Source organism: Streptococcus pneumoniae (genome assembly GCA_040719455.1).
GTDB lineage: Bacteria > Bacillota > Bacilli > Lactobacillales > Streptococcaceae > Streptococcus > Streptococcus pneumoniae_G.
Map to the genome: position 1 here is coordinate 512,878 of JBFDTN010000001.1, position 11,661 is coordinate 524,538.

Below are 11,661 nucleotides of genomic sequence, written 5' to 3' on the forward strand. Positions count from 1 at the left end.
ATGAAAAATAATCAAGAAAAGCCTATATACTGCATGAAAATTTCTTGATTTTTTCACTTTCAAGATAAAAAACTTGTAAACGCTGTCAGCTTGTGTTATAATGGACTTGTAAAATTAGATAAAAAAGGTAGGATTATTTACATGAGTAAAATCGTTGTGGTTGGTGCAAACCATGCAGGAACAGCCTGTATCAAAACAATGTTAGCAAATTATGGCAAAGACAATGAAATCGTTGTTTTTGACCAAAACTCAAACATTTCTTTCTTGGGATGTGGAATGGCGCTATGGATTGGTGAGCAAATCTCTGGACCAGAAGGTTTGTTCTACTCTGATAAAGAGCAGTTGGAAAGCATGGGCGCAAAAGTTTACATGAACTCACCAGTTGAGTCTGTTGACTATGATAAAAAAGAAGTACATGTCTTTTTAGAAGATGGTACGAAACATGTTGAATCTTATGAAAAATTGATTTTCGCAACGGGTTCACAACCAATCTTGCCACCAATCAAAGGTGCAGAAATCAAAGAAGGTTCACGTGAATTTGAAGCAACCCTTAAAAACCTTCAATTTGTTAAATTGTACCAAAACTCAGCAGATGTTATTGAAAAATTGAAAGATGAAAACATCAAACGTGTAGCCGTTGTTGGTGCAGGATACATCGGTGTTGAACTTGCTGAAGCCTTTCAACGTAAAGGAAAAGAAGTTATCTTGATTGACGTTGTGGACACTTGCTTGGCAGGTTACTATGACCGCGATTTGACAGACATGATGAGCAAAAACCTTGAAGACCACGGTATCAAGTTGGCATTTGGACAAACTGTTCAAGCCATCGAAGGTGACGGCAAGGTAGAGCGTATCGTAACCGATAAAGAAAGCTTTGACGTTGATATGGTTATCTTGGCAGTTGGTTTCCGTCCAAATACTGGTCTTGGAGATGGCAAAATTGAACTCTTCCGCAACGGTGCCTTCCTTGTTAACAAAAAACAAGAAACTAGCATGAAAGATGTTTATGCTATCGGTGACTGTGCAACTGTTTATGACAACTCAATCGAAGACACTAACTACATCGCCCTTGCAACAAACGCTGTTCGTTCAGGTATTGTCGCAGCTCACAACGTATGTGGAACAGAACTTGAGTCAATCGGTGTACAAGGTTCAAACGGTATTGCTATCTATGACCTTAAGATGGTTTCAACTGGTTTGACGCTTGAAAAAGCAAAACGTTTTGGCTACAACGCTGTTGTGACTGAATTTACAGACAACCAAAAACCAGAATTTATCGAACATGACAACTTCCCTGTAACACTTAAAATCGTTTACGATCAAGATACTCGTATCGTTCTTGGAGCACAAATGGCTTCTAAAGAAGACATGTCAATGGGGATCCACATGTTCTCACTTGCGATTCAAGAAAAAGTTACCATCGAACGCCTAGCGCTTCTTGATATCTTCTTCTTGCCACACTTCAACAAGCCATACAACTATATCACTATGGCAGCTTTGGGTGCAAAATAATTTAGAGATCAAAGGCTGGGGCAACCTAGCCTTTTTTGATGCGAAAGATTTCAAGAATGTATCACATTTCTACTCATAATTCAGCTAGTTTTAAGGAAACATAGGTACACTAAATAGTAAGAAAATCATCATGTAAATGTCATGGAAATAGTTAGATGTCCCAAATGACTTAGAATCATGATATAATAAAAGAAGAGAAAATCCTGAGGGCAATCATCCGATGGTGATAGGAGGAGACAAGTTTGAAAAAAAATAAAAGCTAATTGATTTATTGTTTATCCTAATTTTGGGCGCACTAAAAAGAGGTGTTGAAACCTGATTTTTGAGATTAAGCGACATTGAATCCGTGCTGTTGTGCAAAACGAACAGCGTCTTGAACAGACATCGTTTTATCAGGATTTCGTATTTCGGTCAGTCCTTGTAAAACAGGATTGTAGTCTTCTTGTTTCCGTAGCACTTGGTACACAGAAACCAGTAATCTGCGACAGATAGCGATGATAGCTTTTCTGTGCCCACGACGTTTCTTTAGCTTGAGATATTTGTTTCTGAATTCAGGATGTTTATCAGACCTAACAATAGCATTAGCAATTTGAACGAGAAAAGGTTTGAGGTATTGTCCACCTTTAGAAATACGAGTAGAATATTTCTTCCCCGCACTTTCATTGTTGGCAGGGACAAGTCCAGCCCAGGAACAGAGTTTTCCAGCAGAATCAAAGACAGTCATATCGTCCCCTATTTCAGAAATGATTCTGAGTGCAGAGAGTTTCTCTTTGAAACCAGGCACAGTTTGAATTAACTTGACCTGTTCTTGATATTCTTTTCCCAATTCCCGAATCATTGCTTCTAAGTCTTCTTTACAGATAGCTAGGGCATCATAGTGGGCTTTGATGACTCTGATTTTCTCAGCTTGTTCAGGTGTTAATTCGCCTTCCGTAGCGATTTCCAAGTCTTGCACTTTATCCTTCATTCTCTTGTGAACGAGTTGTTCAATGTTTGGTTTCTCTTCAGGATTGTCAAGGATGCTTGTAATAATAGCTTGAGCACTCTTTCCGAAGACATCGGAAACGACACTTGCAATTTGAAGATTAGACCAAGTTAGGCAGTTTTGGTAACGATTTTTCTCGCTAACTTGAAGTTGTGTTAATTTCATTCGATAGCGAAATAGGTCACGTAATTGTCTGATTTTGAGCGGGGGAATAAAGCTAGAAGCAACTAAATCATGCTTGAAGAGGTCGGCTATCCATTGCGCATCTTTCTTGTCGGTTTTCTTTCCTCGAATAGCTTTGACATATTTGGGATGAGCTAAGCAGACATTGGTCTGTTCTTCTAGGATATTGAAAACAGGAATCGAGTATTTACCAGTAGATTCCATACAGACATCGAAGCAGGAATAATATTCCAACCAATCACGTAGCTGAGTGAGTCCATTGGTAAAGGTGGAGAAGCGTTTACGATGGTACTCAGTAATTCCTTGACTATTGGTGATGGCAATAACTGCTACGACAAAAGTTTTATGCACATCAATTCCACAACAATTAGGATAAACGATTTTTAACATAGGAGGAAACTCCTTTCTCAAAAGTAGAGAAGCTCCTATCCCTTGACTGCTCTTCCCTTTCACAAACGAGTCGCTTATCCAAGTATAAGTTTACGTGCTCTTAGTCACAGTTAGTTGTGCTTGATAGGAAGAACCACACCTATAATTATTCGAGGTAGTAGCTGAACTACTCACTTACTCTCCTCCCCGTGATTTGTAGTAGTGATAGGGCTTCTCACTGTTATTATAGACAAAAATAAAGAGCGTAGCACTTTTTCATTCAGTGTTGTGCCTTGAGTGAAACGAAAGGAATGAATTATAATTATGATAAAAATTCTATTGGTAGAAGATGACCTTGGTCTATCTAATTCTGTATTTGACTTTTTAGACGATTTTGCAGATGTCATGCAGGTTTTTGATGGAGAAGAGGGCTTATATGAGGCTGAAAGTGGGGTCTATGACTTAATTTTATTAGACTTGATGTTGCCTGAAAAAGATGGTTTCCAAGTGTTAAAAGAATTACGTGAAAAAGGGGTGGCGACACCTGTTCTCATCATGACGGCAAAGGAAAGTCTAAATGACAAGGGACATGGATTTGAGTTAGGAGCAGATGATTATCTGACCAAACCTTTCTATCTTGAAGAGTTGAAAATGCGTATCCAAGCTCTCTTGAAACGCTCTGGAAAATTTAACGAAAATACCCTCTCTTATGGGGATGTCTCCATTAACCTTGCGACCAACACAACAACTGTCAAAGGAGTTGCGGTTGAACTGCTCGGAAAGGAATTTGATTTGCTCGTTTATTTCTTGCAAAATCAAAATGTTATTTTACCGAAAACGCAGATTTTTGACCGTTTATGGGGCTTTGATAGTGATACAACCATCTCTGTTGTTGAGGTGTATGTATCGAAAATTCGGAAGAAATTGAAAGGGACGGCTTTTGCGGACAATCTACATACACTTCGCAGTGTCGGATACATTTTAAAAGATGCTGAATAAAGTAAAAAAAACATGGTATTCCGATGATTTTACCTATTTCCTGAGAAATTTTGGGGTCTTTACCTTGATTTTCTCAGCCATGACCTTGATTATTCTACAAGTCATGCGCTCAAGTCTCTATGTATCCGTAGATAGCAAGATTACAGAGCTGAGCCAGCAGCCCATCTCAGTCATTAACTTAGCGGTTAAAAAAGCCAATAGCCTAGGCAATGAGACAGATTATAAAATGGATCTGCCAGATTCTCTCGATGTGAGTGCCAATACGGAAGTGATTTTATTCGACGAAGATTATAAAGCGATAACAACAGGGGATCACTTTCTAGGATTGAACAGTTTAGCATTTGATAAACGCCAGATGAACCGCATTCGTCAAGTGCATGTCAAAAATGGCTATGGGGGTGAAGAAACCTATCGGATGATGGTTTTTGATTGTCACCTTGATAACGATAATGAGGTTCTGCAAAAAATCAAGTATGCGGCGGTGTTTATCAATACCAGTCAGCTGGAGCAGGCGAGTCTCAGCCATGAGCAGCTGGTGGTGATGGTGATGGCTAGTTTTTGGCTTTTATCTGTAATTGCAAGTATCTACTTGGCGCGTGTGAGTGTCAAACCCTTGCTTGAAAGTATGCAAAAGCAAAAGTCCTTTGTTGAAAATGCCAGTCATGAATTGCGCACGCCACTAGCAGTGTTGCAAAATCGCTTGGAAACTTTGTTCAGAAAGCCAGAAGCAACCATCATGGATTCGAGCGAAAGCATTGCTTCAAGCCTTGAGGAAGTGAGAAATATGCGGATGCTGACGACTAATCTCCTCAATCTTGCACGGCGCGATGATGGGATTAAACCAGAAATTGGAGATGTCGATCAAAGTTTCTTTAACACGACCTTTACCAATTATGAGATGGTGGCAGCTGAAAATGGCAAGACCTTCCGTTTTCAAAATAAGATTTTCCGAGTGATTCGGACGGATAAAACGTTGTTAAAGCAGTTGATGACGATTTTGTTTGATAATGCGATTAAATATACAGATGATGATGGCGAGATTGAGCTGACCGTATCAGCCAATGACCGAACACTTTTCCTCACGGTTGCAGACAATGGATCAGGCATTCGGAATGAAGATAAGAAGAAAATCTTTGACCGTTTTTATCGGGTGGATAAGGCTAGAACACGCCAAAAAGGTGGATTTGGTCTAGGCTTGTCCCTAGCTAAACAGATTGTAGACGCCTTAAAAGGTACAATTACGGTAAAAGATAATAAACCTCGTGGAACGGTCTTTGAAGTGAAAATTGCCATTAAAACAGAGAATAAGAAGAAGCGATAATTTATTTTTAGTCCTTATGTATACTAGTATACATAAGGTTTGACATACTGTCAAACCTTACAAATAACAGTCTTTCTTTTAAAAATGCTGACGAAAACTATTATTTTAAAGGTTAAAAATAACTATATCATTGCGCAAACGATTGCGTATCAGTTGCTAGACTATTATTTGTAAGGAAAAAGCAGAGGTCTCCTTAAATTTATAAGAAGGAGGCCTTTTTGAATGGCTTCTGAACAGGATTCTTTACAGCAGAAGCTGGAGAGATTGTCTATTGCTTCCTCCAATATCAGAGAAAACAGTATCCGAGAAGATTTTCCAGAACTCTTGTCTATTTTATTACTGGATCAAACCAAGTCCAATAATCGTTTTAGAAAAAATATCATCTGGTCGACGGATGAATATCAGAAATATGGGGAAAAAGTCTACGCTCCGACAGCTGAAATTTTACCACATCTGATTACTGGATATATGGAAGAAGTCATCAAACCTCGTGCCTTAAAATCAGCCGATGAGCGCAAAGGGAGAACCAAAGCCAAGGCAGAAGTTTTCACGCCAACTTGGGTTGTCAAAAAACAAAATGATGAAGTGGACCAAGCCTTTCAAGAGGATGATTTAGAGACTTATGTAGGGCGGACATGGTTAGAGATCACCTGCGGAGAGGGTCCTTATATCGCTAGTCGCTATGATATGGAGACAGGTCTTGTCATTCCCCTAGAGGAGCGAGTTGGTTTTTTGGATCGGAAATTGTACCGAATCAACCAAGAGATTGATGATAAGGCGGAGTGGCAGGACTTGGTCGAAAAAGCCTATCAAGCCTGTTATGGCTTTGAGTGGAGCGGAGACTCTCTCTTTCTAGCAAGGGAAAATTTGCTTTACACCTATCGCGATTACTATGTAGAGAAATGGCAGGAACCCTTGATTTATCCACTTCTCAAAGAGATTGCTGGGATTATCAGCTACAATTTATTTCAAATGGACGGGCTGACCTATACCATTCCCCTTTCGGAGAAAAGGGAGAAAGTGACAGAAGTCCAATTATCCTTATTTGACGATGAAGTGGTAGAAGATAAGTGGAGCATCATCCCTGGTAAACGTGCCAAGGTGATGAATTGGAAAACTGGTAAAAAAGAATTTTTTGACAAAGGAGTTGGGAAATCATGAAACAGCCGACTGTGATTAAAACGACTAAAACCATCTATCCGCAGATTTATGCCTATACCTTACCGACTCTTCCTGAGGATATAGGTTGGATTAAGATTGGCTACACGGAGCGAAAAGATGTTCATCAGCGTATCAGAGAGCAGACCCATACTGCAGCTTTCAGGGTAGACCACCAGTTATTGTGGTCTGACGCTGCTAAGTTTAGCCAATCAGATGAGTGGTTCAAAGACAAGCAATTTCATGCCTACTTGAAAAAATTTAAGCATGTAGAGCAACGACCACATACAGAATGGTTCTACTACAATGGCAATCCTGAGCAGGCTCGAGCGGACTTTGAAGAGTTCAAAGAGCAGGATTTCTCCCAAGTCAAAGAAGAATTAAGCTATAAGCTTCGAGTAGAGCAAGAAGAGGCAGTCAAAGCGACCTTGGCTTATCAGCAGGGGCATCCAAATGGCGAATTTCTCTGGAATGCCAAACCGCGTTTTGGTAAGACCTTGACCACCTATGATTTAGCACGAAAAATGGATGCTCAAAATGTCCTTGTTGTGACCAATCGTCCCGCCATTGCTAATTCTTGGTTTGATGATTTTGAGAAATTTATCGCCTGGCAGACCGAGTATAAATTTGTTTCCACCTCTGACTCGCTAAAAGAGCGTCCTGTCTTGACTCGGGAAGAATTTCTAGCTCAGATGACAGACAACACTCGTCAGATTGCCTTTATCTCCTTGCAAGATTTAAAGGGGGCGATTTCCTTTGGTGGTGTCTATCCTAAGCTAGAATGGGTGAAAAAGCTCAACTGGGATTTACTCGTGATTGATGAAGCCCATGAAGGGGTGGACACCTTAAAAGCCGATGTGGCCTTTAACGAAATCTCGCGGCGCTTTACGCTCCATTTGTCTGGTACACCCTTTAAGGCGGTAGCGTCTGGGAAATTCTCTCGCGAACAGATTTTCAACTGGACCTATGCCGACGAGCAGGAAGCAAAGGTGAGCTGGTCAGATGTGAACCAGAACAATCCCTATGAAAAATTGCCACGTCTGAACCTCTTTTCCTATCAAATGGGGCAAATGATTGCAGACAAAGTCCAAGAGGGTGCCGTCATCGACGGAGAAAACAAGGACTATGCCTTTGACTTAAATGAATTTTTCGCAACGAAAGATACAGGCAGTTTCGTCTATGAAGCCGATGTCAAAAAGTGGTTGGATAGCCTAAGCCACAACGAGAAATATCCTTTTTCAACGCCAGAGCTTCGCGCGGAATTAAAGCACACCTTCTGGCTCTTAAACCGTGTATCGAGTGCCAAGGCTTTGGAAAAAATCTTGAAAAAACACCCTGTCTTTAAGGATTACGCCATTGTGGTTGCAGCAGGTGACGGCAAGACAGACGATGACCAAATGATCAATGAAAAGGCACTAGATCGTGTCAAAAAGGCGATTGCTGAAAATGATAAGACCATTACGCTCTCTGTTGGGCAACTCACAACAGGAATTACCATTCCCGAGTGGAGCGCCGTTCTCATGCTCTCCAACATGAAGTCGCCAAGTCTCTACATGCAGGCAGCCTTTCGCTCGCAAAACCCGTGGGAGTATGAAGTAGATGGTCAAGTCTACCAAAAAGAAAATGCCTACGTTTTTGACTTTGCTCCTGAGCGAACCCTCATTATCTATGATGAGTTTGCCAATAACTTGTCTCCTAAAACGCTAAATGGTGGTGGGACAACAGAGGATCGAAAAGAAAATATCCGTACCCTGCTCAATTTCCTCCCTGTCATTGCAGAAGACGAGACAGGAAAAATGGTCGCGCTGGATGTACAGCAGGTGCTCACAATTCCAAAAGCTATCAAGGCGCAAGAAGTCGTCAAACGTGGCTTTATGTCCAATCTCCTCTTCCAAAATATCTCAGGCATCTTTGCCTCGGCTGGTGCAAGGGAGATTCTCGAACAATTAAATAAGGCAGACAATGGAAAGTTAGGCACCAAGCAAGTGGATAAAACGATTGACACCAAAGGTGTTGCAGTCGATGAAGCGGGTGATGTGGTGATTGAGCCAGAGATTGTCATTAGTCAAAACAAAGCCAGCTTTGGTGAGAAAATCTATGCTGACATTAAGGAAACCAGCCTATCCTTGATTGCGGAAGAAGAGACAAATCTTGGACAAGAAATTACTAAGATTGTCACCCAAGCGACGCAGGACTCGGTCAAAGAATTGGCTAAGGAAAGCGGGATTTCTGGCAAGCAGGCTGAGCGCATCCTAAGCCAGCAAGTGACAGCTATCGGTCGAGAAGTAGAGTTGGTTGAGAAAAAAGCAGCAATCAAACAAGCCGAAGTCAAGCAAGAATTAGAGAAAAAAGTCGAGGCAGCAAGAGAAGATAAATTTGCCGTCGCTGAAGCCCAGCGTGCCTATGAAATAGAACGACAAAAGATTGAGGAAGCTAGACGAGCAGAATTGCTCAAGACCGTGCAGGAAAAGACCAAGGAAGTCACGCAGAAAACCACGGAAACAATCCTCCAACAATCAGAAGAAAAGAAAAAGCAGACAGTCGAAGACGATGTTCGTGCTCGATTGCGAGGCTTTTCTCGGACCATTCCGTCCTTCCTCATGGCTTACGGAGTCGCGGATACCTGCCTTGCTACCTTTGATCAGACCATTTCTGATACAGTATTTCTTGAGGTAACAGGGATTAGCCTTGAGCAGTTCCGTATGCTTCGTGATGAGTACCAGTTCTTTGATGAGACCGTTTTTGACGAGTCGGTTCAGGAATTCTTACGAACCAAGGAACGCCTTGCCAACTATTTCGATGAAGAGCAAGACGAGGATATTTTTGACTATATTCCTCCTCAAAAGACTAATCAAATCTTTACGCCAAAAAAAGTGGTGCAAATGATGATTGACCAGCTAGAGCAGGAAGATCCGAGCTGTTTTACAGATCCCAATAAGACCTTTGCAGACCTGTATGTTAAATCAGGCCTCTACCTAACAGAAATTGTCAAGCGCCTCTATAAAGGGCTTGAAGGGGTCATTCCAGATAAAGACGAACGGCTCAAGCATATCTTAGAAAATCAAATCTATGGCTTTGCACCGTCTGAAATTATCTACAATATCGCGAAAAACTTTATCTTTGGCTTCGATGAACGAGCAGAAACCATTGACTCGTCTCATATTGTCCATTTAGATACCACCCCGTATGCGCGTGGTGAGAGCGAAATGAGCTTTGAAGAGAAATGTGAAGAACTATTTGGAGGTCATACCCATGAAATTTGATGTTGTCGTAGGAAACCCACCGTATCAGGAGAATGACAATGGTAAAAGAGAGGACGGTTCAGCAAATGCTTCAGCCAGTCCTCTGTATGATAAGTTTTTCTATTTTGCTAGAAAGCATTCAAATAGATATGTTAATTTGATTTTCCCTGCTAGGTGGTTAACAGGTGCGGGAAAGGGACTAGGAAACTTTGCCAAAGATATGCTCAATGATAGTCATTTCTCTGCTGTCACTATACACCAAGACTCTAGTCAAGTATTTCAAAATACGGATATTAAAGGTGGAGTGATGAATTTTACCTATGATAAAGAGCATCATCAAGCTGCAAATATTACTGTAATTGAAAAAACTAGGGAGATACATCAATTTTCAAATTATCTCAATTCAGCAAATTCTGGGATTTTTATACCTTTTAAAGAATTGATTAATATTTTTACAAAGGTAAAAGAGAAAGAGGATTTAGAATCGAGAAATATTCAAAAAATCGTGTCCGTACTTAAGCCGTACGGCTTACGCACGGACTTTCTCAGAAATCCTTCAAAGTATAAACTTCCACCAATATTTGCTGAGAGAAGTAAGAGTAATGATATAGAAATTTTTGGCTTGTTAAATACCAATCGTGTCAGCCGCTTTGTTCCTAGAGATTATCCTATACCAACCGGACTTGATACGATAGAGACTTGGAAAGTCTTCGCCCCGTATGCTTATGGTTCAGGAACCTTTGGAGAAGTTGGTGCTACTTTATTACTTGGAAAACCATTGCAAATTTCAACTGAAACATTTTTACGTATCGGTAGCTTTAAAACGGAATTTGAAGCACAAGCTTTAATTAACTATTATAAAACAAAGTTCTTTAGAGCACTAATCGGTATTTTAAAAGTCACTCAGCATAGTACGACAACATACGGTTTTGTCCCTCTCCAAGATTTCACCCCAAACTCCGATATTGATTGGAGCAAGTCTATTGCGGAGATTGACCAACAACTCTACCGCAAGTACGGCTTGAACGAGCAGGAAATCGCCTTTATTGAAGAAAAGGTGAAAGAAATGGAGTAGGATATGGACAAATAGCCTACACTATGATTAGTTGAAAAGTGCTTGATAATCCTGAAAATAAGGTGTATAATGAGGGCATGGATGACTTATTAAAATCTAGTGGTTCTATAAGCAAGGCTCGTGGAGATATTGAAAAACAAAAAGATGAGTTCGCGATTCGTTATTATAATCAATTGAAGAACTCAAATAGAGTAGATATTGTTGAGAAAATGACTGAATCAAGTCAACTACCTTCAGAAACAGTAATATCCGCCTTGAAGCATGTACTAGATAATGAGTATTTATTATGGGATTTTGAAATGGTGGAGTTGAGAAATAGGAATTTCTATCCAGATTACGACATGGCTCAAAGTTTTCAACGCTTGTACTTAGGGACACCTAAGAGAAACGATATAGTAATGTTACAACATGAGAGCTTGGAATCCTACTATATGAATACGTTGAAGATGGATTATGATGATGCCCATAAGTTGGCAAATACACAATTTAACTACGAGGAGGCAGACAAGTATGACTAAAATTGATAAGCAGTTGATTACTCTTTATAAAGTAGAAGATACTAGTGATATTCGCCGTTATTCTGCTATTAGTGGCGATTGCATAGGTATTGCGACAATTGATAAAGATAGCCTAGAATATAGCTACGATGGCGATGATTTGGGTAAATTTACTACCTTTGTAAAAGATACGCTAACCAAAAGTATTGAATTGAAAAAGCAGTTACCCGAAAAAATTGTCTATGGATTTGGATAGAAGTAGGATAAAAATTTATCTGAAATTGGTGTCATAAAAATAAAAGAGTGAGGAAAATCAAGAC

The 11,661-nt window shown here is 40.3% G+C and carries 9 protein-coding genes; 8 read left to right on the forward strand and 1 reads right to left on the reverse strand.

Annotated elements, in window-relative coordinates; all coding sequences use genetic code 11:
- Window positions 1-141 precede the first annotated feature (141 nt).
- The gene (nox, locus tag AB1I63_02320) at window positions 142-1,512 is read left to right on the forward strand and encodes a H2O-forming NADH oxidase (protein ID MEW4353722.1); all 1,371 of its coding nucleotides are present in this window, start codon (window positions 142-144) and stop codon (window positions 1,510-1,512) included.
- A 328-nt stretch (window positions 1,513-1,840) separates the two neighbouring features.
- Here the strand turns inward: nox and AB1I63_02325 are convergent, their stop codons facing one another.
- Complete coding sequence (locus tag AB1I63_02325) at window positions 1,841-3,070, reverse strand: IS110 family transposase (protein ID MEW4353723.1); 1,230 nt, start codon at window positions 3,068-3,070, stop codon at window positions 1,841-1,843.
- 303 nt (window positions 3,071-3,373) lie between these two features.
- Here AB1I63_02325 and AB1I63_02330 point away from each other — a divergent pair, with 303 nt between their 5' ends.
- The 7 genes from AB1I63_02330 to AB1I63_02360 all read left to right on the forward strand — a co-directional run bounded on the left by AB1I63_02330 (window position 3,374) and on the right by AB1I63_02360 (window position 11,597).
- The gene (locus AB1I63_02330; protein MEW4353724.1) at window positions 3,374-4,048 is read left to right on the forward strand and encodes a response regulator transcription factor; all 675 of its coding nucleotides are present in this window, start codon (window positions 3,374-3,376) and stop codon (window positions 4,046-4,048) included.
- Window positions 4,038-5,369, forward strand: coding sequence for a HAMP domain-containing sensor histidine kinase (locus AB1I63_02335; GenBank protein ID MEW4353725.1), 1,332 nt, complete (start codon window positions 4,038-4,040; stop codon window positions 5,367-5,369). The genes AB1I63_02330 and AB1I63_02335 overlap by 11 nt, the downstream gene beginning before the upstream one ends.
- A 222-nt stretch (window positions 5,370-5,591) precedes the next feature.
- Complete coding sequence (locus tag AB1I63_02340) at window positions 5,592-6,530, forward strand: restriction endonuclease (GenBank protein MEW4353726.1); 939 nt, start codon at window positions 5,592-5,594, stop codon at window positions 6,528-6,530.
- Window positions 6,527-9,790: a DEAD/DEAH box helicase family protein gene (locus AB1I63_02345; GenBank protein ID MEW4353727.1), complete on the forward strand. Its 3,264-nt coding sequence runs from the start codon at window positions 6,527-6,529 to the stop codon at window positions 9,788-9,790. Before AB1I63_02340 ends, AB1I63_02345 begins: the two co-directional genes overlap by 4 nt.
- Complete coding sequence (locus tag AB1I63_02350; protein MEW4353728.1) at window positions 9,780-10,844, forward strand: Eco57I restriction-modification methylase domain-containing protein; 1,065 nt, start codon at window positions 9,780-9,782, stop codon at window positions 10,842-10,844. Before AB1I63_02345 ends, AB1I63_02350 begins: the two co-directional genes overlap by 11 nt.
- Before the next feature lie 77 nt (window positions 10,845-10,921).
- Window positions 10,922-11,362 (forward strand): hypothetical protein, encoded by a 441-nt coding sequence (locus tag AB1I63_02355; protein ID MEW4353729.1) that lies wholly within the window; start codon window positions 10,922-10,924, stop codon window positions 11,360-11,362.
- Complete coding sequence (locus AB1I63_02360) at window positions 11,355-11,597, forward strand: hypothetical protein (GenBank protein MEW4353730.1); 243 nt, start codon at window positions 11,355-11,357, stop codon at window positions 11,595-11,597. Before AB1I63_02355 ends, AB1I63_02360 begins: the two co-directional genes overlap by 8 nt.
- Window positions 11,598-11,661: the final 64 nt, after the last annotated feature.